Source organism: Pseudomonas silensiensis, from assembly GCF_050434865.1.
In the GTDB taxonomy this organism is placed as follows: Bacteria; Pseudomonadota; Gammaproteobacteria; order Pseudomonadales; family Pseudomonadaceae; genus Aquipseudomonas; species Aquipseudomonas fluorescens_W.
Window position 1 is genome coordinate 79,864 of record NZ_JBNDJH010000001.1, and the last position, 26,784, is coordinate 106,647.

The window sequence follows — 26,784 nt, forward strand, 5'->3', positions numbered from 1 at the left end:
CCCCTCGTCTCCCGTTTGAGTAAGACAAGCATAGACAACCCACGCAAAGAAGATCGCCCCCAGCGCTGCCCGGTATAAATATGTACCGCCCTGGACGACAAGCCGACTGATTGACTGGTGCTTCATTTAACCGCATCAGGTATTGCCACATGAGTGGAATCCCACCGGCCCGGGAAAAGGGCCTTCACAACCATTTCATCAAAAAAAAGCTGCACGATCGGATACGCCACCTGACCCCGGCAAACATCCGGGCTCTGGATCGGGCGAGAACCCCGGGAAACCTGGCCGAAAATGTCATGCCGGACTGGTTTCAGAACGCCTCCAGCGACCTACGACAAACTGTACGGGACGACCAGAAGCGCAGTCGAACCTCCAACGAAACCTTGGCAAAAACACTCGCCGGGCTCAAAGGGGTCACCGGATTCGCGCAACCGTTGCTCGAAGCGGCGCTGCAAAAAAAGTTCGGATTGAAAGTTGATGTTGCGCAGACCTGGCTCTATGAGCCCTTTGCAGGCTCGCTGATCACTCACCAGACACTGCTGCAACTGGCACTGCGCAATTTTGAACAAGACCAGGTGTTTGATGAGCGTGACGTCATTGCTGAACGAGGTATACGGGCTGCCAATCTGGAAACCCAAGGAGGACCTTACGGTTGGGACTATCCGGAAAAGGGCCCTTCAACGCGCTACAGGATCAAGAAGGTACCGATAAAACCCGCCGATTTCGCCTTGCTATGCCGTGAACTGGATATCGGCAAGCAGTATCAGGAACACCTGACGGCGATGTTTGACGCCGCGGACAGGGCGGCCACCGTGCGCACCCAAACGGTCGACGCGTGGAAGGACAGCCTGCGGGTGCATGCCCATATCGCCCACCTCAAATCGCTGATCACGCCATCGGCCTATCGCACATTGCTCGCGGTACTCAACGGCGACAAATCGCCAACACTGGACGGTGAGCGCGTCACTTGCAGTCAGTTGCATGTGCTCGGGTCGCCTGTCAGTGAGCTGTTTGTCATTGGCGCAAGCCGGCGCAAAAGTAAAAAGGTCGACTTCAGCTGGACCCATCCCGGTGTAAACCTGTTTGACGTACTGGGTTACCGGGACTCGCGGATCATCGTCTGTATTCCAGGTGATCCGGTGGCGCCGGTCATGGAATATGCCTCGCTCAAGTCCTTTGAAAATGACCTGAGCTTCCGGCTGCGCGACGTGAATTACCAGCGCTCTTTCCTCAGGCTCATCCCCCACGGTGATGCGGGCAAGTTCCTCGGCAAGACCAGGACTGCTCTGCAAACACTCAAATGGAACCCGGATTTCCCTTACCGTAAACAGACCCTCTTGGGGCACATAGACGGTATTTACGAAAATGTTTACCGGGACGCGCCGACTCTCGATATCAGCGAAGAATTTTTTGACACGCCGCTGTTCGGCGAGCTGTACATTCGGCACCAGACGCGCCTCAAGGAGACTGCCGAGCAACTGGCGGTGCCGACGGCCAAGGTCGATCATGACGCCTGGTATGAACGACTCGCCCACTATGCCGAGTGGGGACTGAGCATACTCAACGTGGCCGCATTTTTTGTGCCCGGCCTGGGCGAGGTAATGATGGCCGTGATGGCTGTGCAACTGACCACAGACATTTATCACGGGGTTGAAGCCTGGAGCATCGGGGACACGGATCAGGCCTGGAGTTATTTGAAGTCAGTGGCCGTGAACGTCGCATTCATGGCGGCTGTAGGCGCGGTTGCCAGTAAAGCGCCGAAGATGCTGTCCACACCCATTATCGATGGCCTGGTCAAGGTCAAATTGCCGTTTGGCAGCGAACAGTTGTGGCGGCCTGGCCTGAGGCCCTACCTGAGCGACAGGGTCTTGCCGGCGGGGCTCAAGCCCAACACGCTTGGGCAGTATGAAGTGGGCGGCAAGACCTGTATCAGGCTCGACGGTAACGTCTACGAACAAACCTTCGACCCCACGCTGAACAAATGGCGTCTCAAACACCCGACGGACTCGAACGCTTACTCCCCCGTTCTTGAGCACAATGGAGAGGGCGCGTGGCGTCATCGTTTCGAGCGCCCGCTGGAGTGGGATCGTGCCACCTTGTTACGACGTCTTGGCCCGGTCACCGACGGTATTGACGCGGCGACGCTGGAGAAAATCGCCGATATCAGCGGTGTTGACGATGGCGTGCTGCGCAAGATCCATACGGATAACCTGCGCATGCCATCAGCGTTAGCCGACACGTTGCGGCAGTTTCAAATCGACCGTCAGCTCAATGAAATGATTGAACAGATTCGTCTCGGTCAGCCGGTGCCGGACAGCCGCTACAACGACGTCTTGCCGCAAGTCATCAATATGCCGCGTTGGCCGCAGGGGCGGGTGATCGACGTGTTCGACAACGCGAGCCTGAGCGGTGCTTCATCCCGCTACGGTAAGGCGTCGACGCTCGTGAAGCCGAGCATCAGGATTTCCCGTGAGGAGGTGTCTGCCGGGAAATTGCCCGAACGCGTGCTTGCGACACTGGATGAGGAAGAAATCGTTCGCTTGCTGGGGGGCGAAGGTGCGCGGGTCGATGCGGAGCGTGAATCGGTTTTTCGACAACAGCTTGGCGATCAGCTTTCGGCCAACAAAACTTCGTTGTTCGACAAACTCAGTCAGGACTCCACGGCAACAACGCGTGAAATTCAGGCGCTGCAACGTATTTTCCCCAGTCTATCGACGGACGCGGCGCAAGAAGTCCTGGCCAATGCCACCGCCAAGGAACGGCTGCACATCAAACACGCCGGGCGACTTCCCACCAGTCTGTTGCTCAAGGGGCGTGCGCGCGCCCGGGTGACTCGGCTGAACAAGGCCCTGGCCGGATTGCAGCTGGAGAGCATGGCGTCATCCGACAGCCAGCGCCTGGCGCTGCACAGCCTGGAAAAACTCCCCGGCTGGTCGAAAAACCTGCGCCTGGAAGTTCGTCAGGGCGATTGCGATGGAAAACTGCTCGACAGCATCGGTAGCGAGACGGCCGAGCACGTCAAATACCTGGTCAAGGACGGCTATCAACATCATCAAGCCAACCAGTTCCAGGCCTTCGACCAGCAAAAAAACGCGTTGAACAGCGTGCCGAAAGCAGGCGACAACTTTTTCTCTTCTGTCATGCATGCGTTGCCGGACAACGTCCGCGCGCAGTTGGGCATGCCCAATGTGGCGCAGGGTGCCAAGTTACAAAAGACATTGGCCACCTATGCCATGGGCCACCGTGACCAGATGATGGCAACCCTCGTGCCCAATGCCGCCACGCCACGATTCCGTCCGCCGGTGCGACTGGTCGACGGCAGGGTCGGCTACCCGTTGAGCGGGCGAGGTGCCGGCGCAACGGTGAATCCCTCGTTGGTCTCCAGGTTGCGGGATGTTTATCCGAACTTCTCCGATGAGTTGGCGGAATCGATGGTCATCCAGCTTGCGCTGGATGGCATGACCGAAACGCAGATCGCCCATTTTCTGAGCATGCGGGGCCGGGAATACGAGGCACTGACGGCGCAGCTCGAACAATGGGTGCACAGCGGTGGCCAGAATACTGTCCGCCATCAAGTCGCACAGAACATTAAGAGCGTCTGGCAGCAGCGGGGTATTTACGATGGCGATGCCAGTGTTTCTCTGGACGTGGGTGCTGCAGACAGCCTGCCGGAACTGGCTGGCAATTTTCCTCACGTCAGTCGTCTGAACATGAGCGTTGGTGGCGTATTGAGTCAGACACCGGAAGCCTTTGTGCGCCAGTTCCCCAACGCCCGGTCGCTAACGTTGGGGATCCCGGATGGCGCCGATAGGGTTCAACTGGCCGAGAGGCTAAAGGCACTGCTGAGTATTCGTGAACTGCGGATGGCAGGGCCGCTGGGTCCGCAATTCACCGAAGCTGCCCAATCGGTGATAGACGCCATGCCACACCTGCAACGATTGGACGTGATCGGCATGGCGGACGAGCTGGATGTCAGTCGCCTGACTCAACTGCATTCGTTGAGTGTGAACGGGACGACAGAGGCCTGGCCGAAGGGCGCTCTGCAATTGCCACAGCTCAGGTCGCTGGATCTCACTCGCTCAAGCGTCAAGACACTTCCCCCGGAATGGCTCTCCGGGCATGAATCACTGTGGCCTGGCATGAAACTCAACTGGGCCGGGCTGGGCCCTGAGGACTTCGTGAGGGCTTACGAGTATGTGCACGACAATCCTGCGCATTTGCTGGATACCGGGCAAATGCTGGATCGTTATTGCCAAGGCACGCTACAGAAGGCTTTGGACACAAGTGACGAACTTTCGAAGATTGCCCTTGGGCGAATGAAGGCTGAGGGCTTGGCAGGGCGGGCGTTGCTGGCACGGGTCAATGCACTGCGCCAGGATGGACAGGCCTTGCGACAGCAACTGGAGGCGTGGCAGCAGCGAACAACAATAGCCAATGGCCGGCAAGTCAATATTCGGGAACGAGAATCCGTTGCCCGGCGAATCCGTGAGTGCTGGCGTGATGGTCTGCGTAAACGCTATGGCGGTACGCAGGAGGCACAGTCTTCGCAACCGCAGGCCGGGTCTTCAACGGTGCGGCCACGGCCTGTCATGCCGCGACAAATCATTTCATCGACGCTTGATTTGTCCGGCTGGGCGCTAGGCGATCTGCCTGAACTGCCGGCGTTGTCAGCAACGAATTTTGCTCATGTGCACACCCTGAAAATGTCGGGTGTGGTGGTCTCATCCGAGGATTTCAGTCGATTTTTGAGCGGTTTCACGGACATTCGCGAGTTGGATCTGAGTAGCAATCAACTGCAGGATCTTCCGTCGGCATTGGGCAACTTCGCGAAACTCACTGATCTGGAGCTGAGCCGAAATCACCTGACCATTACCCCGAGTGTGCAGCGACGCTTGAACCGGTTGTCAGCCCTTGAAAGCCTGGACTTGCGCTATAACCGGCTCGATTCGCTGGATGTCAGCGCCATGACCCGCTTGAAGACCTTGCGTGTGGGTCATACCGCTATTAAAGACTGGCCCGAAGGTGCGCTGGACTTGTCCGGCCTCGGCAAGCTCGAGTTGAACAACAGCGCGATCACGACGATTCCCGAGGCTGCCCTGACCGGCCATGACGCTTTATGGATTGATATGACTGGCTGTCGGTTGACGGCCAAGGCCCGCTCCGATTTGCTGGCGAGTACACCTTCCGAAACACCCATGGGTATTCCCAGAACCGCCTTGCAGGTGGGCTTTACCATGGGTGAACCCGAGTATTTTCCGGTTCTGGTCGCGCAAAATCCGGACTTGTTATTGTCGCTGCCCGTTGTACCGGGCAATGACCTGACACGCTTGACCCCGCAAGCCCGCTTGCAAAGGCTTGACCCGGATCTGCCAGGCGCCGAGGCGATACAGGTGATTGATGAGTTGACGTTACGTCATGGCGGCGCTGGCCCCCTGTATGAGCAATTGGCGAAATGGGACAGCCAGCATCAGGCATTGACGAAGGTCCTGAACACATGGATCGAAACCCCACCCCAGCGGATGGGCGAATCCTCGCCTCCTGTGTGGATCGCAGCCACCGCGCGTCGTCAGGCAGCTGACCGGATAATGGCGTGCTGGAGGCAGAACCTTCGCGGGGCGCAGGCCGTGGAGAACGCATCGGGAGGTTATCCCCTTGATCTGTCCGAAAGCCCCTTGGGCACTCTCCCGGCGCTACCCGCCGATTTCGCTCATGTCGGTGCATTGAACCTGAACAACGTGTATCTGAGAGAGGAGGGGCTAAGCGATTTCCTCGGTGCGTTTACCCATGTTCATACCCTGGCGCTGAATGCCAACGCGCTGTATGCCTTGCCGGAGTCAGTGACCTCGTTGAACAGCCTCAAGCGACTTTCGGCAGTCAATAACCGTTTTTCCAATGCGCTTCAGCTCCAGCGTCAGCTTGCAGGATTGAGCCACCTGGAGTCATTGAATCTGGCGGAAAACTGGCTTGAGTCGCTGGATGTCAGCCCTCTTGCCCGTTTGCAGGCCCTCGATTTGAGTGGCAATCGCCTGATCCTTTGGCCGCAGGGAGCGCTTCAGCTCCCTTCGCTCAGCGCACTGGATTTGCGCGACAACATGATCGAGTCCATTCCGCCGGTCCTGATGGCTGACGAGCACAGGGTATTGCGTGCAGGCACGAATCTGGCGAGCAACGAAACTCTGGATGATGCGAGCCTGCTAATGCTGCGTAATGAGGTGCAGGCGGGCGAGCAGATAGTGGGATGGACGCCAGAAGAGATTGACGAGGCGTTGGAGCAGTTTAACCGCAGCAGCGACGGTGGCAGCTCTAGCGACAGCGTTAGCGATGACTCGATCGCAAGTGACGTAGACGTGGATATGGATGAGGTGACAGGTACTGACGCCCGTGAGCGTTGGATCGCTCCGTCAGCAGCCGACTCAGAGGAATTGACACAGATATGGAACAACTTCGAGCAAGCGCACAACAGTAAGTTCTTCTTCAATCTGCTGACCAAAATGGAAGGTACGAATGACTTCCTCACGGGACGTGCTGATCTTGTGCGGCGGGTCCATACCGTATTGAGGGTGGCCCATAGCGACGCAGGTCTGAGGGATACGATATTCGAAATGGCGAGGTCTGGCGCCACCTGCGTTGATGGTCAAATCCTGTTGTTCAGCGATATAGAAGTGAAGGCTTTCGAATTTGAGACCGCGAAGTCAGTTTCCCCGGGCCAACAAGGCAGCGTCTTGTTCAGGCTTGGCAGGAGCCTGTTTCGCCTTGGCGAAGTCGAGAAAATCGCTAACCGCGACATTGTCCAGCGCCAGGCACAGCGCCGTTCAACTGATCCGGCGGAAGTGCGGCTGGCCTATCGTATCGGCCTTGCCGAGCGACTTGAGTTGCCGGGGCAACCAAGAGGCATGCGCTACAGCGGCAACGTTTCGTCTGCCATGCTGGATGCGGCCCATGCTGAAGTGATCGCCGCAGAAGAATCGTCGGCATTTATTGATGATTTGGTCGGCCACAAGTACTGGAGCGACTATTTGAAGGGAAAATACCCTGAACGGTTTGTCCAGGTGCGAGAGGGTTTCGCAGGCAGAGAGGATGAGGTAGACGAGGCGTATCCAAACTACGGCGAAGGCGCGCCGGAGCAGTACAAAACCGCCATGCGGGCGATAGAAGCAGACCTTCTTTTCGAGCAAGGAAAGTTGGTGCGCGAATTGTCTGAAAAAGAACGGACGCTGGTGGGGCTTTAACGTTTACTTGCAGCTTTGATAAGAACCCCGGGAGTCGCACCAGTCGACTCCCGGGACCACCATCAGTTGTCGTAACCCAGGTTCGGCGCCAACCAGCGCTCGGTCACGCTCAATTCCTGACCCTTGCGCGACGTGTAGCTCTGGACCTGATCCTTGTCGATCTTGCCCACGGCAAAATACTGCGCCTGCGGGTGAGCGAAGTACCAACCGCTGACCGCTGCCGCCGGGAACATGGCGTAGTGCTCGGTGAGGAACACGCCGCTGCGGCCGGCTTTCATTTCCGAGGCCTCAGGGTCCAGCAACTTGAACAGCGTGGATTTCTCGGTGTGATCCGGGCAGGCCGGGTAGCCCGGGGCAGGGCGGATACCGGTGTATAGCTCTTTGATCAGCGCCTCGTTGTCGAGCGTCTCGTCCTTGGCATAACCCCAGTAGTCTTTACGGACCTGCTGGTGCAGCCACTCGGCGCACGCCTCGGCCAAACGGTCGGCCAGTGCCTTGACCATGATCGAGTTGTAGTCGTCGCCGGCATCCTGATAGGCCTTGGCCACTTCTTCGGCACCGATACCGGCGGTAGTGATGAAACCACCCACGTAGTCGGTCACTTCGCTGTCCTTCGGTGCAACGAAGTCAGCCAGGGAGAAGTTCGGTTTGCCGTCGGTCTTGATGATCTGCTGACGCAGGTGATGCAGCTTGGCAATCGGCTTGCCGTCATCGCCGTAGACTTCAATGTCATCCTCACGCACCTGGTTGGCCGGCCAGAAGCCGAACACCGCACGGGCGCTGATGAGTTTCTCGTCGATCAGCTTGGCGAGCATTTCCTGAGCATCGGCGAACAGCGCGGTGGCGGCTTCACCGACCACTTCATCCGTGAGGATGCGCGGGTACTTGCCGGCCAGGTCCCAGGAGATAAAGAACGGCGTCCAGTCGATGTATTCGGCCAGGACTTTCAGGTCGATGTTGTCCAGCACCTTGGCACCGGTGAACGTCGGTTTGACCGGCTCATAAGTGCTCCAGTCGAACTGCGGCTTCTTGGCGATGGCCGCCGGATAGCTCAGGCGTTCGGTACGGGCGCTGCGGTTGGCGGTGCGCTCGCGGACTTCGATGTATTCCAGGCGAGTCTTCTCGATGAACGCCGGCTTCAATTCCTTGGACAGCAACTGCGTCGCCACGCCCACGGCGCGGGAAGCGTCGGTGACGTAGATCACTGCGTCGTTGCTGTATTTCGGCTCGATCTTCACCGCCGTGTGCGCTTTCGAGGTGGTCGCGCCACCGATCATCAGCGGCAGGTGGAAGTCCTGACGCTGCATCTCGCGGGCGACGTGGACCATTTCATCCAGCGAAGGCGTGATCAGGCCGGAGAGGCCGATGATGTCGCACTTCTGCTCCTTGGCCACCTGCAGGATTTTCTCCGCCGGCACCATCACGCCGAGGTCGACGATGTCATAGCCGTTACAGCCCAGCACCACGCCAACGATGTTCTTGCCGATGTCGTGCACGTCGCCTTTTACCGTGGCCATGAGGATCTTGCCCTTGGCTTCCGGTTTGTCGCCTTTTTCCAGTTCGATGAACGGGATCAAGTGAGCCACGGCCTGCTTCATTACGCGGGCGGATTTCACCACTTGTGGCAGGAACATTTTGCCGGCGCCGAACAGGTCGCCGACGATGTTCATGCCGGACATCAGCGGGCCTTCGATCACTTCGATCGGGCGAGCGAACGACTGACGGGATTCTTCGGTGTCTTCAACGATGTGCGTGGTGATGCCTTTGACCAGCGCATGTTCCAGACGCTTGTTGACGTCCCAGCCGCGCCATTCTTCGGTCTCGGCTTCCTTGACGCTGCCGTCACCCTTGTACTTGTCGGCAATGGCGAGGAGGGCGTCGGTGCCTTCCGGGGTGCGGTTGAGCACTACGTCTTCCACGGCATCACGCAGCTCGGCCGGGATCTGGTCGTAGATCTCCAGCTGGCCAGCGTTGACGATACCCATGGTCAGGCCGTTGCGGATCGCATACAGCAGGAACACCGAGTGAATCGCCTCGCGCACCGGGTTGTTGCCGCGGAACGAGAACGACACGTTGGACACGCCACCGGAGGTCAGCGCGTACGGCAGTTCGTCACGGATGTAGGCACAGGCGTTGATGAAGTCGACAGCGTAGTTGTTGTGTTCTTCGATGCCGGTGGCGATGGCGAAGATGTTCGGGTCGAAGATGATGTCTTCCGGCGGGAAGCCGACTTCGTTGACCAGAATGTCGTAGGAGCGTTTGCAGATTTCTTTCTTGCGCGCTTCGGTGTCGGCCTGGCCGGCTTCGTCGAAGGCCATCACGACGACTGCGGCGCCGTAGCGTTTGCACAGTTTGGCGTGATGAATGAACTGCTCGACGCCTTCCTTCATGCTGATGGAGTTGACGATGCCCTTGCCCTGGATGCACTTGAGGCCGGCTTCGATCACTTCCCACTTGGAGGAGTCGATCATGATCGGTACGCGGGAAATGTCCGGCTCACCGGCAATCAGGTTGAGGAAGGTCACCATGGCCTTCTTCGAATCGAGCATCCCTTCGTCCATGTTGATGTCGATCACCTGGGCGCCGGCTTCGACCTGTTGCAGGGCGACTTCCAGGGCTTCGGTGTAGTTGTCTTCACGGATCAGGCGGGCGAACTTGGCGGAACCGGTGATGTTGGTCCGCTCGCCGACGTTGATGAACAACGAGTTGCGATCGATGGTGAACGGTTCCAGGCCCGACAGGCGGCAGGCCTTTGGAATGTCCGGGATTGCACGCGGCGCATAACCGGCCACCGCTTTGGCGATGGCTTCGATGTGACCCGGCGTGGTACCGCAGCAGCCGCCGACGATGTTGAGGAAGCCGCTTTGGGCAAACTCTTCGATGACCTTGGCCGTTTCCGCCGGCAGTTCGTCGTACTCGCCGAATTCGTTCGGCAGGCCGGCGTTCGGGTGCGCGGAAACGTGGGTGCTGGCCTTGTTCGACAGCTCTTCCAGGTACGGACGCAATTCGCTGGCGCCGAGGGCGCAGTTCAGGCCGACCGAAATCGGTTTGGCGTGGGCCACGGAGTTCCAGAACGCTTCGGTGGTCTGGCCCGAAAGCGTGCGGCCGGAGGCATCGGTGATGGTGCCGGAAATCATGATCGGCAGTTCGACGCCGAGTTCTTCGTACACACCTTGCACGGCGAAGATCGCCGCTTTGGCGTTCAGGGTGTCGAAAATGGTTTCGATCAGGATCAGGTCGGCGCCGCCTTCGATCAGGCCTTTGGTGGCCTCGGTGTAGTTTTCCACCAGTTCATCGAAGGTCACGTTGCGGTAGCCGGGGTTGTTCACGTCAGGCGACAGCGAGCAAGTGCGACTTGTCGGACCGAGCACGCCAGCGACGAAGCGCGGCTTGTCCGGGGTTTCCAGGGTCTTGGCGTCTGCAACCTTGCGCGCCAGACGTGCGCCTTCTACGTTTAGCTCATACGCCAGGCCCTGCATGCCGTAGTCAGCCTGGGACACCTGGGTGGCATTGAAGGTGTTGGTTTCCAGAATGTCGGCGCCGGCATCCAGGTAGGCTTTCTCGATGGCGCCAATCACGTCCGGGCGCGTCAGGATCAACAGGTCGTTGTTACCCTTGACGTCACTTGGCCAGTCGGCGAAGCGTTTGCCGCGGTAATCCTGCTCCTCGAGCTTGTAGCTCTGGATCATCGTGCCCATGCCGCCATCGAGAATCAGGATGCGCTCTTTGAGGGCGTGCTTGAGAGCTTGAAGGCGAACACTGCGATCGGACATTTGGACTACTCGGAAAGACCATGACGAAGGGGCGGGATAATAGCAAACCTGTGCGGTTTTAGAGCATGTCCCGGTTTTGCATGAATATCGCTCATGTTGGAGTGGGGTGCAGATCGGTAGAATCGCGGCGTTTTTTCATGATCGGGACCAGGGATATGTCTTATCGCGTCATCAGCATGGTGTTGCTGTTTTTAAGCTGGGGCGCTGCCGCGCAGGATCCGGCGATTTCCTCTGCCATTTCCTACAGCCGCGATATACAACCGATCTTCACCGAAAAGTGTGTGGCCTGCCATGCCTGCTACGACGCCGCCTGTCAGCTCAATCTGGGCAGTGGCGAAGGGGCTGCTCGTGGCGCCACCAAGATCCCGGTCTACGACGGCGATCGCCGCCAGGCTGCCGCGCCAACCCGGCTGTTTTATGACGCCTTCGGTAAACGCGCCTGGCAGCAAAAGGACTTCTATTCGGTGCTCGACACTCAGGGCAGTCAGGCCGCGTTGATGGCGCGGATGCTTGAGTTGGGCCACAAAACTCCCTTGCAACCCAACGCCAGGTTGCCGGAGGACATCGTCCTTGGTCTGAACCGGGAAAACATGTGCGCCTTGCCGGCCGAATTCGACGGTTACGCCAAATCACATCCCCAAGAGGGCATGCCGCTGGCGGTCACCGGCCTGACCGACCAGCAGTACCAGACGCTGCAACGCTGGCTGGCGTCCGGCGCGCCGATTGACGAGCAAGGTCTGGTGCCGAGCGCCAAGGAAGCGATGCAGGTGGTGCAGTGGGAGAACCTGCTCAATGCACCGGGCGCACGGCAAAGCCTGGTGGGACGCTGGTTATTCGAGCATTGGTTTCTCGCTCATCTCTATTTCAAGGACGGCGAGCCGGGGCATTTCTTTCAGTGGGTGCGTTCGCGCACGCCGACCGGTCAGCCTATCGATCTGATCAACACACGCCGCCCGAATGACGACCCGGGCACTCAGGTGTATTACCGCTTGTGGCCGGTGCAAGGCGTGATTGTGCAGAAGACCCACATCACCTACCCGCTGAGCGCGGCGAAGATGGCACGGATCAAAAGCCTCTTCTATAACGGCAACTGGCAGGTTCACGCCTTGCCGGGCTACGGGCCGGAGCGTCGGGCCAATCCGTTCACTACGTTCGAGGCGATCCCGGCCCAGGCGCGTTATCAATTCATGCTCGATAACGCCGAATACTTCGTTCGTACGTTTATTCGCGGCCCGGTGTGCCGCGGTCAGATCGCCACCGACGTGATCCGCGATAACTTCTGGGCAATGTTCCAGGCGCCTGAGCACGACCTCTACATCATCGATCCGAAGTACCGCGGCCAGGCCACGCCGTTGCTGGCGATGCCGGGGCAGAACGACGATGTCGGCAGCATCCTGAGCCTGTGGCATGACTACCGCGACAAGCGTAACGAGTACGAGGTGTTGCGCCGTGACAGTTACGCCGATGCGCCAGCGCCGAGCTGGTCGACCTTATGGGCTGGCAACGATAACGCCTTGCTGACGATCTTCCGGCATTTCGACAGCGCCTCGGTGAGCAAAGGCCTGATCGGTGACGTGCCGCAAACGATGTGGCTGTTCGACTTCCCGCTGCTGGAGCGCACTTATTATCAGTTGGCAGTCAATTTTGACGTGTTCGGCAACGTCTCCCATCAGGCGCAAACCCGGCTGTATTTCGACCTGATCCGCAATGGCGCCGAGCAGAACTTCCTGCGCTTGATGCCCGCCGACTCGCGGGACGACTACCTCGACGACTGGTACCAGAGCGGCGGCAAATTCAAGATGTGGCTGAACTACGAGGCCATCGATAACGACAAAGAGACGGCGCTGGTACTGGACGAAAAAGACCCGAAACGCGATTTCGCCCTGCAGCTGCTCACCCGTTACGGCGACCTCAACGCCAAGCCTGATCCGATCAACCGTTGTGACGGCGCTTACTGCTCGCGGCCGAACATCGATCTGGCCTTGCAGAGCGCCGAGCAGGCCTTGAGTCGCCTGACTTCGCGTCCGGCGGCCGGGCTGAAGGTTATCGATCAGTTGCCGGAAGCGACCCTGCTGCGCATCGAAACCGCGAGCGGCAAGCGCGAGGTTTACAGCCTGCTGCGCAACCGCGCGCACAGTAACGTCGCGTTCCTGCTCGGTGAATCCCTGCGTTATCAACCGGGGCTCGACACGATTACCATTTTTCCGGGCGTGCTCAGCAGCTATCCGAACTTCATGTTCAATATTCCGGCCGAGCAAGTGCCTGAGTTCGTGGACGAGATGGAAAACGCCAAGGACGCCAATCGCTTCGAAAAAATCATCGAGCGCTGGGGCATTCGCCGCAGCCATCCGCAGTTCTGGTTCTACTTCCATGACCTGAGCCGGTACGTCCACGAGACCGATCCGGTGGAAGAGGGCGTGCTGGACATGAACCGGTACGAGAATCTTTGATCGACCTTTGACTGTTGGCCGGTGTCGGATTTATCAGGCACCGCAGATTCCAAGGGATCTGCGGTGGTTTAACTCCGGGATCGGGAGGGCCGTCGATGTTGATTTCAGTACAGGCACTGCGCGCGCTCGCGGCCTGGACGGTGGTCTGCCACCATTTCATGCAGATATTTTTCGACTTCCAGGCCCGTGGGCCGGTAGGACAAATGTTCATCGACAAGGGGGCGGTGGGGGTCGACATCTTCTTCGTCATCAGTGGGCTGGTGATTTTCCTGTCCACCGAGGGCAAATCACTGCCGCCGGGGCGCTTTCTGCTGTATCGGCTGTTCCGCATCGTTCCGGCGTACTGGCTGTATACGGTGTTGATGGCGCTGTTGGTGGTATTCGCTCAACCGATTCTGCCGGATCAGACCGTCGACTGGTCGCATTTCCTGCTATCGCTGTTGTTCATTCCCACGGAAAACCCTGGCGGCTACGGGATTTATCCGACGCTCAACGTCGGCTGGACCCTCAACTACGAAATGCTCTTCTATGTGCTGTTTGCCTGGGCGCTGCTGTTCCGCATGCAGGTTCGGCTGCTGATCGTCGCGGCGCTGCTGTTTGCGGTGTGTCAGGCCTGGACCGGCTACGGCTGGATCAGCGAGTTCTACCGCTCGGACATTGTTTATGAATTCTTGCTGGGGATGGCCATCGGCATGATTTACCGTCGCGGCTGGATCAAGCCCGGGTTCTGGCTCCCGTTGCTGGGCATTGGCGGCGCGTTGCTGGCGATTTATCACCTGGCGCCGCAGCCACGGTTGCTGGCCTGGGGCCTGCCGAGCGCGGTGCTGGTGATGGCGTGCATGGCGCTGGAGCGCTATTTCGAGCATGGCCGGGTGCTCAAACTGCTGGGCGACTGCTCCTACTCGGTGTACCTGATGCACGTGTTGGTGCTGTCCGCCGGTGGTTTTGTCGCACAGCGTTATGGCATCAATCCCTACGTGATGTTCGCCGTTTGCGTCGCGACAATCGGTCTGGGCTCGTGGGCAAGTTACGAATGGGTGGAAAAATGCAGCTATCGGTGGCTTAAAGGCCGAATCGACGGCGAATTGGCTGTCGAGGCAGTTCCGGCTCTTTCCCGACAAAAATACTAGGACTTTGTACGGCGCGATGATTGGCGTAAACTGCGCCCAAGCCTGCGAGGAGTTTCCATGACCGCTATTACCATTACCGACGCCGCCCACGATTATCTGGCTGATCTGCTCTCCAAGCAGAACACCCCAGGCATCGGCATCCGCGTCTTTATCACCCAGCCTGGCACCCAGTACGCCGAAACCTGCATTGCTTATTGCAAGCCGGGCGAAGAAAAACCTGAAGACACGGCGCTGGGGCTCAAAAGCTTCACCGCTTACATCGACTCGTTCAGCGAAGCCTTCCTGGACGATGCGGTAGTCGATTACGCCACCGATCGTATGGGCGGCCAGCTCACCATCAAGGCGCCAAACGCCAAAGTGCCGATGGTCAACGCCGACAGCCCGATCAACGAGCGTATCAACTATTACCTGCAAACCGAGATCAACCCGGGGCTGGCCAGCCACGGCGGTCAGGTCAGCCTGATCGATGTGGTCGATGACGGCATCGCCGTGCTGAAGTTCGGCGGCGGTTGCCAGGGCTGCGGCCAGGCAGACGTCACCTTGCGCGAAGGCATCGAGCGCACCTTGCTCGAGCGCATTCCCGAGCTCAAGGGCGTTCGTGACGTCACCGACCACACGCAGAAAGAAAACGCCTACTACTAAGGTGTTCGCTGCAGAAACGAAAAAACGGCACCCGTGAGTGCCGTTTTTTTATGGGCAATAATAAGCTGTGAGTGCTTCAGGGTCTGTAGAGATGCGCATGCCCGGCACGGTACAGCGACGACTCACTAAAGTGATCACTGCCCAACACCCGGCCCACCAAAATCAACGCCGTGCGCCGAAACCCCTTGGCTTCAACCTTCGCGGCAATGTCTTCCAGCGTCCCCACCACCCAATCCTGATCCGGCCAGGTCGCCCGGTGAATCACCGCGATCGGGCAGTCCGCGCCGTAATGCGGCAGCAACTCGGCCAGGATTTTCTCCAGATGATTGACCCCCAGATGGATCGCCATGGTCGCCCCGTGCTGCGCCAGGCTGCCGAGCTCTTCGCCGGCGGGCATCGCAGTCTTGTCGGCGTAGCGGGTCAGGATCACGCTTTGCGACACGTCCGGTAACGTCAATTCCGCACCCAGAAGCGCGGCGCAGGCCGCCGTGGCCGTGACGCCGGGAATGATTTCAAACGGGATGTCGAGTTCGCGCAGGTAGCGGATCTGCTCGCCAATCGCACCGTAAAGACTCGGGTCGCCGGAGTGCACCCGGGCCACGTCCTGGCCCTTGGCATGGGCGGATTTGATCAGCTCGATGATCTGTTCCAGGTGCAGTTCGGCGCTGTTGACCACCTGCTCGGCGCGATGGCCATCCAGCACGGCGGTGGGCACCAGGGAGCCGGCATAGATGATCACCGGGCAGCTGCGAATCAGCCGTTGGCCTTTGACCGTGATCAGTTCCGGGTCGCCGGGACCTGCGCCAATGAAGTAGACGGTCATCGTCGGTTCCTGTGAGAAAAAGAGGCTGGGCAAGGCTTCAGATGAAGATTGCTCATGATCGAAGGCGGGGATTATCGAGGATTTCAGGCGGCGCCGGCCAATGCCAAGGTGGCCTGGGCATATTTTTGTCGTGGAATCAGCAACTTTGCCGGTGCCTGGGCCAGCTGTTCGGCCAGGGCCAGGGCGGCACTTTCCGCGACGCCGTAGCAGCCGGTGCGTTCGAACGCGATGTCCGAGCGGTGGCTGAGTTGCGGTTGATAGCCGGCCAGTTGTTCGCTGCTGAAGTACATCAGTGGGAGTGCGAGTTGTTCGGCCAGTTCGATCAAGCCAGGTTCTTCGCGCTTCAGGTCGATGCTGGCCAGGGCCTTGATCTGGTGAAGTCCGATTTTATGAGCCTGTAACGCCTGATCGAGCAGCGCCCGCAGCGTGCTGACGGGGCAGCCGCGCTGGCAGCCCAGGCCGACCACTAACGTCGGCGCTGTGCTGATCTCAGTCATGCGTGGTATTGACCATCGCTTTTGCGGCGGAACAACCAGGCACTGATCAGGCCCAGGGCCAGCCAGAATGCCACGTTGGTCAGCTGCGAAGCGATTTTGAACTGAGCTTCCAGGGCTTCCGGTGCCATCATCGAGTGGACTTCCGGTTGTGGTGCGCCGATCACATGAGGAACAGCCAGAATGGCCACGCCGAGCACTTTCATCAGCCAGTGACGGCTGAACACGATCAATGCGATGCCGACCGCGGTGGAGGCTGCCGTGCCGATCCACCAGATCTGCCGTTGCGCCAAATCAGCCGCGGCAGTGCCCGGCAGCTCGGGCGGCAGACCAAGGGTCGGTGCCAGCACGAACGTGGCGTAACCGGCCAGGCCCCAAAGCAGGCCTTGGGAGGTTTTGGTCGGTGCGCGCAAGGTGTAAAGACCGGCCAGCATCAGGGCGAAACCGACCGCTACCACCAGGTTGCCGCCGGTGGTGGACAGCACGCGCTGCCAACCGTCTTCCGGTTCCCAGGCTTCGGCATCGTGAGTGTGAGCGGCGACAGCACCTGCGGCGTGTTCGTGAACTTCAACAGCAGCCGGCTCGGATTTTTCGTAAGTCTCGGCCTGCAGAATCAGCGGAGCCACCCAGAAGCTTTGCAGCAGGGTCAGCAACAGGGCGGCCAGAAGCCCGGTGAACCCTGCGGTTTGCGCAATACGCTTGATCATGTCATCAGGTCTCAATGGCACGGGAATGCAGAGCTGTGGCGGGTATCGTGAGCGGCGTTGTGCACTGCTTCGATGTGCGAGAAACCGGCGAAATACACAAGGCACGCACCCAGGATCGACGCGCATGCGGCGGCGGTCAGGCGTTGAGTCAGGGTAATGGTGGTGCTGGCGGTGCTCTTATCGGTGTTGCTGCCGGTACTGCTGATGATCGACATGGCGCTTCCCTCTGGTCTGTCAGCGGGTGATATAGAGCGCATGGAAGACCCCTGCGAGTCGGGCACGCAGAGGTTCAAACAGCGCCCGCCCACCGCGGGTTTGTTGTTCAGTGATCGTAATGCTCACTTTGTGTTGCGGGCCGGTCTCCGGGCTCACGAGGGGCACTGGCTTTCGCCTTGACCTGCAAGCATCACCTTCCCATGCCGAACTGCTGGCACAGTGGATCTGACGCTTCGCTCGCTTACCGTTGCGGGGGCAGCACCGGACTGACATGACTTTAGAGTAAAGCACATGATTCACCGGTTTCCCGTTTCACCCTGTGAAGGGCACCCGTAACAAGGCGTGTAGGAGAGCATGGGCGGGGGTTGGGCGTCAATTGGCAAGGGTTCTCAACTCGGTACCCAGGTGGATACCTGTGGTGAGGGGATCGCAATCAACTTGCGGACATTGACCCGCCCCGACACGATGCGTAGCCTTGCGCTTTCGAGGTTCTTCGGCGTCTGCCGAAGCTAAGAAGGGAACGCGGTCGATGCCGCGGCTGCCCCCGCAACTGTGAACGGTGATGTTCGCTGCCACGCCACTGCAAACCCTGTGCAACGGGTTCGCGGGAAGGCGCAGCGAATGCCAGGCCCACAAGCCCGGCAAACCGTCAGCCAGGAGACCTGCCTCGACACAGATTCTCACTACAACCGGGCGGGGTGATCCGGTGGCGAACTCTTCCGCGCGCGCATCCGTCGCAGCGATTGTCGTCCCGTATGCCCGCCACCTTGCCAAAGGGCATCCGATGAAAACACTGGCCAAACTCCCCGTCACCATCGTTACCGGCTTCCTCGGCTCGGGCAAAACCACCTTGCTGCGGCACATGCTCGACAACGCTCAGGGCCGTCGTATTGCGGTGATCGTCAACGAGTTCGGCGAGCTGGGCATCGACGGCGAGATCCTCAAGCAGTGCTCCATCGGCTGCACTGAAGAAGAAGCCAACGGCCGCGTCTACGAATTGGCCAACGGCTGCCTGTGCTGCACCGTTCAGGAAGAATTCTTCCCGGTGATGCGCGAATTGGTCGCCCGTCGCGGTGACCTCGACCACATCCTCATCGAAACCTCGGGCCTGGCCCTGCCAAAACCGCTGGTACAAGCCTTCCAGTGGCCGGAAATCCGCAGCGCCTGCACCGTTGACGCGGTCATCACCGTGGTCGACAGCCCGGCGGTCGCCGCTGGCACCTTCGCGGCGTTCCCGGACCAGGTCGATGCCCAGCGCAAACTCGACCCGAACCTGGACCACGAATCGCCGCTGCACGAGCTGTTCGCCGATCAACTGGCCAGCGCCGACCTGGTGATCCTCAACAAGGCCGACCTGATCAGCCCTGAAGACCTGGCCCGTGTACGCCTGGAAGTCGCTGAAGAACTGCCGCCTGCAGTAAAAGTCATCGAAGCCAGCAGCGGTCGCGTGCCACTGGACGTACTGATCGGCCTCGGCGCCGGCTCCGAAGAACACATCGACAGCCGTCACAGCCATCATGATCATCACCATGAAGGTGAAGACGATCACGACCACGACGCGTTCGACTCCATCTCCATCGAACTGCCTCAAGCCGACGAAAGCCTGCTGCTGGACGCGCTGACCCAATTGGTGGTCCAGCACGGCATTCTGCGCGTGAAAGGCTTCGCGGCGATCCCGAACAAGCCGATGCGCCTGCTGATCCAGGGCGTGGGCACCCGTTTCGACAAGCACTTCGACCGTCAGTGGGGCGCCGCTGAAGCGCGCACCACGCGTCTGGTGTTGATCGGCCAGGAACTGGACGCCGCGCTGCTCGAATCGCAATTGCGCGCTGCGCTCAGCGTTTAAGCCATGCACCTGCTCAGGACCCAGCCCGGCGGTTTCGTGTCGGATGACAACATTGCCGACCTTGGACAAACCCCCGCCGAGCTGGTGATCCTGTGCAGCGGCGACTCCAGCCTCGCGCTGCTCGCCGAAGCCGCGCAGCAGTTGCCCGACGATTACCCGAGTGTGCGCCTGGCCAACCCGATGCAGGTGCAGAACCACGCGTCGGTCGACCTGTATGTCGACGAAGTGCTGCGCCACGCCAAGGTGATTCTGATTTCGCTGCACGGCGGCATCGCCTATTGGCGTTACGGCGTGGAGCAACTGGTGCAACTGTCGGAGCGCGGCGTGCAGCTGATTCTGGTGCCCGGCGATGACCGCCCGGACCCGGAACTCAGCGACCTAAGCACGGTGGGCGCGGAAGACCGCGACCGCCTCTGGCAGTTTCTGCGTCAGGGCGGCATGAGCAATGCCCTGGATTTTTTCCGCTGCCTCGCCAATCGTTGGCTGGATCGCGATTACGCCTGGGCCGAGCCGCAAACCCTGCCGCGCACGGCGATTTACCACCCGCACAAAAGCCCCGCTGAACTGAAGGATTGGCAAGCCGATTGGCAAGCCGATCAACCGGTCGCGGCGGTGCTGTTCTACCGCTCGCATTTGCAGGCGGCGAACACCGGTTTCATCGATGTTTTCTGCCAGCGTTTGCAGGCGGCAGGGTTGAACCCGTTGCCAATTGCCCTGGCCAGTTTGAAAGAGCCCGGCTGCCTGACGGTGGTCGAGGACCTGTTGGACGAAGTCGAGGCGGGGGTGATTCTCAACACCACCGGTTTCGCGCAATCCAGCCCTGAAGCGCCGCATTTGCGACCGTTTCGCCGCAACATTCCGGTGATCCAGGCGATCTGCGCTCAGGACAACGAACCCGGTTGGCGCGCCAGCGAACAAGGCCTCGGTCCGCGTGATCTGGCGATGCACATTGCGCTGCCGGAACTGGACGGGCGGATCATCAGCCGACCGATCAGCTTCAAAGACCTGGCCTGGCGCAGCGAGCGCAGCCAATCCGATGTGGTCTGCTATCGACCACAACCGGAACGCATGGATTTTGTCGCCGAACTGGCGCGGCGCTGGATTGATCTGGCGCGAGTGCCCAATGCTGAAAAACGCATCGCCTTGATCCTCGCCAATTATCCGACCCGCGACGGTCGCATCGGCAATGGTGTCGGCCTCGACACTCCGGCCGCGGCGCTGAACATCCTGCGTGCGCTGCATAAAGAAGGTTATCCGCTGCCCGCCGAATTGCCCGACACGGGCACCGCGTTGATCCAGCAATTGCTCGGCGGCGTCAGCAATGACCTCGACACCCTCGACCAGCGTCCGTGTCAGCAAAGTCTGTCGATGGACGACTACCTGCTGATGTTCAACGCCTTGCCCGAGTCCAATCGCCAAGCCGTGCTGGAACGTTGGGGCGCGCCGCAAAGCGATCCGATGTGCCGTGGCGGGCGAATGATGATCGCCGGGCTGCGTTTTGGCCTGACCTTCGTCGGCATTCAACCGGCGCGGGGTTATCAGGTGGACCCGAGTGCGGTGTATCACGACCCGGACCTGGTGCCGCCTCACGGTTATCTGGCGTTCTATTTCTGGTTGCGCAACACCTACGGCGCCCACGGCGTGATCCACGTCGGCAAGCACGGCAACCTCGAATGGCTGCCGGGCAAAGGCGTCGGGCTGTCCGAGCATTGCTGGCCGGATGCGCTGCTCGGTCCGCTGCCGAACATCTATCCCTTTATCGTCAACGATCCGGGCGAGGGCGCCCAGGCCAAGCGCCGTACGCAGGCGGTGATCATCGATCACCTGATGCCGCCGCTGACCCGCGCTGAAACGTACGGCCCGTTACGCAACCTCGAATTACTTGCCGACGAGTATTACGAAGCGCAATTGCTCGATCCGCGCCGTGCCCGGGAATTGCAGCGCGACATCCTGCAATTGGTGCGCGAGACGCACATCGACCGCGAACTGCAACTGGACGAAAAACTCGACAGCGATGCCGATGCGGCGATCTGGCTGCCGCGTCTGGACACCTATTTGTGCGACTTGAAAGAGTCGCAGATTCGCGACGGCCTGCATGTGTTTGGCGAGTCACCGACCGGGCGATTGCGCATCGATACCTTGTTGGCGTTGTTGCGCATTCCGCGTGGCGATGGGCGTGGTGCGCAATCGAGTCTGCTGCGGGCCTTGGCCAAGGCGTTCACGTTGGGCTTCGATCCGCTGGATTGTGCGCTGGCCGAACCTTGGACCGGACCGCAGCCGATGGAACTGCAATCCCTCAGTGATGAAGTCTGGCGCACGGCGGGCGATACCCGCGAGCGTCTGGAGCTGTTCGCCGCGCAACTCATCACGCAAACCCTGAATACCAACGCCGAACCCTTTGGAAACGAGCCTTTGTGGCGAGGGAGCTTGCTCCCGTTGGTTCGCGAAGCGGACCCAAAAGATGGGACTGCTGCGCAGTCCAGCGGGAGCAAGCTCCCTCGCCACAAAGGCCTGCTCCCACAGGAGGCGAGTTGGGATGAGGTCAGCGCCATCATCGACAGCCTGCGCGAAGTCGTCGCGCCTAGGCTGGACGCCTGCGGCCCGGCGGAAATGCGCGGTCTGCTCGACGCCCTGAACGGCCGCTTCGTGCCGGCCGGCCCCAGCGGTGCGCCGAGTCGCGGTCGGCTCGATGTGCTGCCGACCGGGCGCAACTTCTATTCGGTGGACGTGCGTAACCTGCCGACCACCACCGCGTGGCGCATCGGTTTCCAGTCGGCCAACCTGATTCTTGAACGACACCTGCAAGACCATGGCGATCACCTGCGTCAGCTCGGTCTGTCGGTGTGGGGCACCGCGACCATGCGCACCGGTGGCGACGACATCGCCCAGGCCATGGCGTTGATGGGCGTGCGCCCGGTCTGGGCGACGGGCAGTCAGCGGGTCGACGACTTCGAAATTCTGCCGCTGAGTCTGCTGGACCGTCCGCGCGTGGACGTGACGTTGCGCGTCTCCGGATTCTTCCGCGATGCCTTTGCCAATCTGATCCGCCTGTTCGACGCCGCCGTGCAAGCGGTCGCCGCCCTCGACGAACCGGACGACCTCAACCCCTTGGCCGCCAAGGTGCGTGCCGAGCGCGAAGCGTTGATGCAATCGGGGCTGGATGAAGACGCGGCGAAGCGTCAGGCCGGTTGGCGCATCTTTGGCGCCAAGCCCGGTGCTTACGGTGCGGGCGTGCAGGGCGCCATCGATGGTCGTCTGTGGCAGAGTCGCGACGACCTGGCCGAGGTTTATCTGAACTGGGGTGGCTACGCTTACGGCGGCTCTGACGAAGGCACCGCGGCGCGAGAACAGTTCGCTCAGCGCCTGAGCCAGGTGCAAGCCGTGCTGCAAAACCAGGACAACCGTGAACACGACTTGCTCGATTCCAACGACTATTACCAATTCCAGGGCGGCATGCTCGCGGCCGTGGAGAGCCTCAGTGGTGAAGCGGCGGCCAGTTACCATGGCGACCACAGCCAGCCGGACTTGCCGAAGATCCGCACGTTGAAGGAAGAGCTGAACCGGGTGATTCGCTCCCGGGCAGCCAATCCGAAGTGGATCGACGGCGTGAAGCGCCACGGCTATAAGGGCGCGTTTGAACTGGCGGCGACGGTCGATAACCTGTTTGCTTTCGACGCTACAACGCAGCTGATCGACGATCACCAGTATGCGTTGCTGGCAGATGCGTACTTGCTGGATCCGGCGACCCGGGACTTTGTCCGCGAACATAATCCGCATGCGTTGCGCGACATGACTGAGCGAATGCTGGAGGCGCAGCAGCGGGGGATGTGGAAGGAGCCGGGTGAGTATCGAGAGGCGCTGGAGAATTTGTTGTTGGATATTGAGGAGGAGGGGTAGTGGTTGTTTCGGTATTTTTTACGGCCTGAAATCCACCCCTCACCCCAACCCTCTCCCCAGAGGGGAGAGGGGGCTGATCTACATCGTTTCCAAAACTTGAGTTCAACCTGAAGGCCCAGGTCGCAGAATTTCGTTTAAACAACCCGATCAGTCCCCTCGCCCCTCTGGGGAGAGGGTTAGGGTGAGGGGGCGATCCCCCTGACACCCCACCACCAAATCAACGACCACGGACCCAGACAAACCATGACCGACACCCCCCATTTCCCGCTTTCCGCCGTGGTCGGCGCCGACGATCTCAAGCTCGCCCTCTACCTGACCGCCATCGACCCGAAAATTGGCGGCGTGCTGATCGAAGGCCCGCGCGGCATGGCCAAATCGACCCTGGCCCGAGGCCTGGCGGATCTACTGGCCAGCGGCCAATTCGTCACCTTGCCGCTCGGCGCCACCGAAGAACGGCTGGTGGGCACCCTCGACCTGGACGCCGCCCTGAGCGAGGGTCGCGCACAGTTTTCCCCCGGTGTACTGGCCAAGGCTGACGGCGGCGTGCTCTACGTGGATGAGGTCAATTTATTGCCCGATCACCTGGTGGACCTGCTGCTGGATGTGGCCGCCAGCGGCACCAACCTGATCGAACGCGACGGCATTTCCCATCGGCATTCGGCGAAGTTCGTGCTGATCGGCACCATGAACCCGGAAGAGGGTGAGCTGCGTCCGCAATTGCTCGACCGCTTTGGCCTGAACGTCGCCCTCAGTGGCCATACAGCACCGACTGAGCGCGGCCAGATCATCCGCCGACGGCTGGATTTTGACAGCGATCCCCACAGCTTCTGCGCCGAATGGGAAAGCCAACAGCAGTCTCTGCGCGAACGTTGCCAGAAGGCGCGCAGCGCGCTGGCAAGCATCCCGCTCGACGATCATGCACTGGCGCAGATTACCGAGCGCTGCTTTGCCGCCGGTGTCGATGGCTTGCGGGCCGACCTGGTCTGGTTGCGCGCGGCGCGTGCCCACGCGGCGTGGCGTGGGGCGAGCAGCATCGCCGAGGAAGATATCGACGCCGTCGCCGAATTTGCCTTGCGCCATCGTCGCCGCGAGCAGTCGCCTCCGACACGGCAACAAAGCCAGCCGCCTTCCACCCAGCATTCCACCCCAAGCGAAGGCCAGGGCCAATGGGGGGAAATGCCCGCTCAGGCGCTCCCGGTCGGCGTACGACGTGACGTGCCGAGCTGGCCAAAAAAGCCCTAGGCATTCGCCCTCGATCTGACGCGGGGGCGAATGCCAGACCCCGCGCCGGACGACTGGACAATGGCAAGCAGGGTAAGCGTCACGCGGCGCGCAGCGGCTCGATCAACTGGCCGGGCACATTGCTGAACGGCCGCCCGCGTCAACGCGACGATGTCTTGTTTCACCTGCGCACCCGTTCGCCCCACGAACTGTGGTTGGTGATCGTCGACGCCTCGGCTTCGACTCGTCGCCATCAGGCGTTGAGCGATGCCAAGGGCTTGCTCGCGCAACTGTTCGACGATGCCTATCGCCAACGTGCGCGTCTGGCGTTGCTGACTGCCAGTGGTCATGTGCCGAAGTGGCAGGTGCAAGGGTTGAAAGCCTCCGCGGGTTTGCGCAACTGGCTTGATGGGCTGGGAGCTGGCGGTGGTACGCCGTTACTGGCGGCGCTGGGTGAGGCAGGGCGCTGGCTGGCGGCACGACAAAAACGTTTTCCGGCGGAACATCAGCGCTTGTTGCTGGTGACCGATGGCCGATTGAAGGACTGGTCGATGTTGCCGGCGCTTGATTGTCCGGGGCTGCTGATCGACATCGAACGTGGGCCGATTCGGCTTGGACGGTCTAAAATCCTGGCTGCCGACTTGCAGGCCGAGTACCGGCATATCGATGACATGTAGAGGTCGCAGCAGTCTTTCACAGGAGTGAACCATGCGCGTTCTAGCCGCCAACCATCAGGATGATTTTCGCGTCAAGGCCTACGCCGGTACCAATGGCGTGCTGTTGGCCATGGACCTGGCCGAACCCCGCCGCAAAGGCCTCTTGGGTTTCGCCATCGAAAAACAGCAAGGTCCCAAGCCTTGGCTATTCCTGTTCAACAGCCTGACCTTCCCCGGCAAGGTGCATACCTTTCCCCAGTTTCACGCGACCCCCAGCGATATCGCACCGTTGCAGAAATTTCGCTGGGCCGATTACGCGGTCAATCCGGGGATGACGATCCATTACCGAATCCACCTGGCCTACGGCAGCGTTGATGCGCCGCAACTGGGTGAATTCCTGGAAGTGACGGTCACCTCCGACAATGGTCAGCCGAATCACCAAAGCGTGATCTTCAATCGCGCAGTGGCTGCCAGCCAGGCGTTCCAGCGCAAGTTTCCCGAGCTCGACGCGCTGATCAGCGCCAACAAGAACCTGCCCATCGAAGCCTGGCCGGATGCCCCGCGGCAATGGCTGGAAAACGGTTTGCTCGGGCGTTTGCTGGGGTTTATCGAGCGTGCGGTGGATGGCCAGTGGGCGCTGGACATTGCCATCTACGAGTATGAATTGCAGGCCATCGTCGATGCGGTCAATGCCGCGTTCGAGCGTGGGGTCAACATTCGAGTCCTGTATCACGCTCAACCGGGTGATGAAGACACCACCCTGAACGAAACCAGCCTGGAAAAAATCCCGGCAGAGAACAAGCGCGGGCGGGTCACCCACAATATCTTCCACAACAAATTCATGGTGCTGAGCCGGCTCGACGCGGCGGGGCAGCATCAACCCGAAGCGGTGCTGTGCGGCAGCACCAATTTCACGCCCAACGGCGTTTACCGCCAGGCCAACGTGGTGCATGTGCTGGACGACACACGCGTCAGCGCCAGCTATCTGCACACCTTCGAGCAGGTCTGGGCAAACCCGGCGGATGTCGGCGCCAGCCGAAACTGGATCACCCAAAACAACCCGATGGATCCGCTGCAACCGACGTTCGCCGGGTTCTCTCCACGCTCGGGCGGAGGGGATCTGGATGAGTTTGTCGAAATCATCAACGCCGCGAAAAAGGACGTGCTGTTCGTCACTGCGTTCGCCTTGCCCGACGACATCCTGAACGGTTTGCTCGGCCAGCCCCACGACGACATCTTGCGTTACGGCCTGCAAAACACCGCCAGTCGTATCACCGGTTTCCACGCCGACCGCACCGCCGAATTCGCCGCCACCGCGCTGCTCAACACCGGGCTGGAAGGGTGGCTGCGAGAGAACATGAAGGGTCAGAAGGGCAACCTGCTGGTGCACACCAAAGCCGTCGTGACGGATTTCACCAGCGATGCGCCGACGATCATCAGCGGCAGCCATAACCTCAGTGCCGCGGCCAGCAATGGCAATGACGAGAACTACCTGATCATTCGCGGAGATACCGATCTGGCAGACCGTTATGGTCTGGAGCTGCTGCGGTTCTACGAGCATTACCGCTTTCGCTACTTCGCCAAAAAACTCGCGCTCAAGCAGGTCCAGCCGTTGGCGGCGGATGACAGCTGGACCGATGATTACTATCGCGCAGGGGATTTGCGTCAGCTATCCAGATTGCGCTTCTCGGGGCGATAAG

General features: G+C 60.3%; 14 protein-coding genes and 2 riboswitches. Of the genes, 9 read left to right on the forward strand and 5 right to left on the reverse strand.

Annotation, left to right across the window (positions count from 1 at the left end; translation table 11 throughout):
* The first annotated feature begins 149 nt into the window (after positions 1–149).
* Positions 150–7,229, forward strand: a complete 7,080-nt coding sequence (locus tag QF010_RS00350) for an NEL-type E3 ubiquitin ligase domain-containing protein (protein WP_429532313.1) — start codon at positions 150–152, stop codon at positions 7,227–7,229.
* Positions 7,230–7,291: 62 nt separating this feature from the next.
* Here the strand turns inward: QF010_RS00350 and metH are convergent, their stop codons facing one another.
* On the reverse strand, positions 7,292–11,002 hold the full coding sequence (gene metH / locus QF010_RS00355; RefSeq protein WP_033061643.1) for a methionine synthase: 3,711 nt from the start codon (positions 11,000–11,002) through the stop codon (positions 7,292–7,294).
* Between the two features lie 155 nt (positions 11,003–11,157).
* Between metH and QF010_RS00360 the strand changes: the two genes are divergently transcribed.
* From QF010_RS00360 to nfuA, 3 genes are all read left to right on the forward strand, one after another.
* Positions 11,158–13,452 carry a fatty acid cis/trans isomerase gene (locus tag QF010_RS00360; protein ID WP_429532314.1) on the forward strand — a complete coding sequence of 765 codons (2,295 nt, stop codon included), beginning with the start codon at positions 11,158–11,160 and terminating at the stop codon, positions 13,450–13,452.
* Positions 13,453–13,547: 95 nt separating this feature from the next.
* Positions 13,548–14,582: an acyltransferase family protein gene (locus QF010_RS00365; RefSeq protein ID WP_429532315.1), complete on the forward strand. Its 1,035-nt coding sequence runs from the start codon at positions 13,548–13,550 to the stop codon at positions 14,580–14,582.
* A 57-nt stretch (positions 14,583–14,639) separates the two neighbouring features.
* Positions 14,640–15,224, forward strand: a complete 585-nt coding sequence (gene nfuA / locus QF010_RS00370) for a Fe-S biogenesis protein NfuA (protein ID WP_008035804.1) — start codon at positions 14,640–14,642, stop codon at positions 15,222–15,224.
* Positions 15,225–15,300: 76 nt separating this feature from the next.
* Here nfuA and cobM read toward each other — a convergent pair whose 3' ends face one another.
* The 4 genes from cobM to QF010_RS00390 form a co-directional block, all read right to left on the reverse strand.
* A complete protein-coding gene (gene cobM / locus QF010_RS00375) occupies positions 15,301–16,047 on the reverse strand; it encodes a precorrin-4 C(11)-methyltransferase (RefSeq protein WP_033061646.1) in 747 nt (248 codons plus the stop codon).
* A gap of 83 nt (positions 16,048–16,130) precedes the next feature.
* Entirely contained in the window at positions 16,131–16,544 is a 414-nt protein-coding gene (locus tag QF010_RS00380; protein ID WP_033061647.1) for a cobalamin biosynthesis protein, read from the reverse strand.
* Entirely contained in the window at positions 16,541–17,248 is a 708-nt protein-coding gene (locus QF010_RS00385; protein WP_033061648.1) for a CbtA family protein, read from the reverse strand. Before QF010_RS00385 ends, QF010_RS00380 begins: the two co-directional genes overlap by 4 nt.
* An 11-nt stretch (positions 17,249–17,259) precedes the next feature.
* On the reverse strand, positions 17,260–17,463 hold the full coding sequence (locus QF010_RS00390; RefSeq protein WP_033061649.1) for a CbtB domain-containing protein: 204 nt from the start codon (positions 17,461–17,463) through the stop codon (positions 17,260–17,262).
* A gap of 121 nt (positions 17,464–17,584) precedes the next feature.
* Positions 17,585–17,813, reverse strand: a riboswitch (cobalamin riboswitch).
* 120 nt (positions 17,814–17,933) lie between these two features.
* Positions 17,934–18,148: riboswitch (cobalamin riboswitch) on the forward strand.
* 100 nt (positions 18,149–18,248) lie between these two features.
* Between QF010_RS00390 and cobW the strand changes: the two genes are divergently transcribed.
* The 5 genes from cobW (at position 18,249) to QF010_RS00415 (ending at position 26,783) form a co-directional block, all read left to right on the forward strand.
* A complete protein-coding gene (gene cobW / locus QF010_RS00395; protein WP_429532316.1) occupies positions 18,249–19,310 on the forward strand; it encodes a cobalamin biosynthesis protein CobW in 1,062 nt (353 codons plus the stop codon).
* A 3-nt stretch (positions 19,311–19,313) separates the two neighbouring features.
* On the forward strand, positions 19,314–23,207 hold the full coding sequence (gene cobN / locus QF010_RS00400) for a cobaltochelatase subunit CobN (RefSeq protein ID WP_429532317.1): 3,894 nt from the start codon (positions 19,314–19,316) through the stop codon (positions 23,205–23,207).
* 243 nt (positions 23,208–23,450) lie between these two features.
* Positions 23,451–24,449: a magnesium chelatase ATPase subunit I gene (locus QF010_RS00405; RefSeq protein ID WP_429532318.1), complete on the forward strand. Its 999-nt coding sequence runs from the start codon at positions 23,451–23,453 to the stop codon at positions 24,447–24,449.
* A gap of 119 nt (positions 24,450–24,568) precedes the next feature.
* Complete coding sequence (locus tag QF010_RS00410; RefSeq protein ID WP_429509397.1) at positions 24,569–25,105, forward strand: vWA domain-containing protein; 537 nt, start codon at positions 24,569–24,571, stop codon at positions 25,103–25,105.
* A 31-nt stretch (positions 25,106–25,136) separates the two neighbouring features.
* Entirely contained in the window at positions 25,137–26,783 is a 1,647-nt protein-coding gene (locus QF010_RS00415) for a phospholipase D-like domain-containing protein (RefSeq protein ID WP_429532319.1), read from the forward strand.
* Position 26,784: the final 1 nt, after the last annotated feature.

What these genes read in the sequence shown, in the direction of transcription:
- QF010_RS00350 (WP_429532313.1), top strand. Translation starts at nt 150, where the DNA reads ATGAGTGGAATCCCACCGGCCCGGGAAAAGGGCCTTCACAACCATTTC.
- metH (WP_033061643.1), bottom strand. Translation starts at nt 11,002, where the DNA reads ATGTCCGATCGCAGTGTTCGCCTTCAAGCTCTCAAGCACGCCCTCAAA.
- QF010_RS00360 (WP_429532314.1), top strand. Translation starts at nt 11,158, where the DNA reads ATGTCTTATCGCGTCATCAGCATGGTGTTGCTGTTTTTAAGCTGGGGC.
- QF010_RS00365 (WP_429532315.1), top strand. Translation starts at nt 13,548, where the DNA reads ATGTTGATTTCAGTACAGGCACTGCGCGCGCTCGCGGCCTGGACGGTG.
- nfuA (WP_008035804.1), top strand. Translation starts at nt 14,640, where the DNA reads ATGACCGCTATTACCATTACCGACGCCGCCCACGATTATCTGGCTGAT.
- cobM (WP_033061646.1), bottom strand. Translation starts at nt 16,047, where the DNA reads ATGACCGTCTACTTCATTGGCGCAGGTCCCGGCGACCCGGAACTGATC.
- QF010_RS00380 (WP_033061647.1), bottom strand. Translation starts at nt 16,544, where the DNA reads ATGACTGAGATCAGCACAGCGCCGACGTTAGTGGTCGGCCTGGGCTGC.
- QF010_RS00385 (WP_033061648.1), bottom strand. Translation starts at nt 17,248, where the DNA reads ATGATCAAGCGTATTGCGCAAACCGCAGGGTTCACCGGGCTTCTGGCC.
- QF010_RS00390 (WP_033061649.1), bottom strand. Translation starts at nt 17,463, where the DNA reads ATGTCGATCATCAGCAGTACCGGCAGCAACACCGATAAGAGCACCGCC.
- cobW (WP_429532316.1), top strand. Translation starts at nt 18,249, where the DNA reads ATGAAAACACTGGCCAAACTCCCCGTCACCATCGTTACCGGCTTCCTC.
- cobN (WP_429532317.1), top strand. Translation starts at nt 19,314, where the DNA reads ATGCACCTGCTCAGGACCCAGCCCGGCGGTTTCGTGTCGGATGACAAC.
- QF010_RS00405 (WP_429532318.1), top strand. Translation starts at nt 23,451, where the DNA reads ATGACCGACACCCCCCATTTCCCGCTTTCCGCCGTGGTCGGCGCCGAC.
- QF010_RS00415 (WP_429532319.1), top strand. Translation starts at nt 25,137, where the DNA reads ATGCGCGTTCTAGCCGCCAACCATCAGGATGATTTTCGCGTCAAGGCC.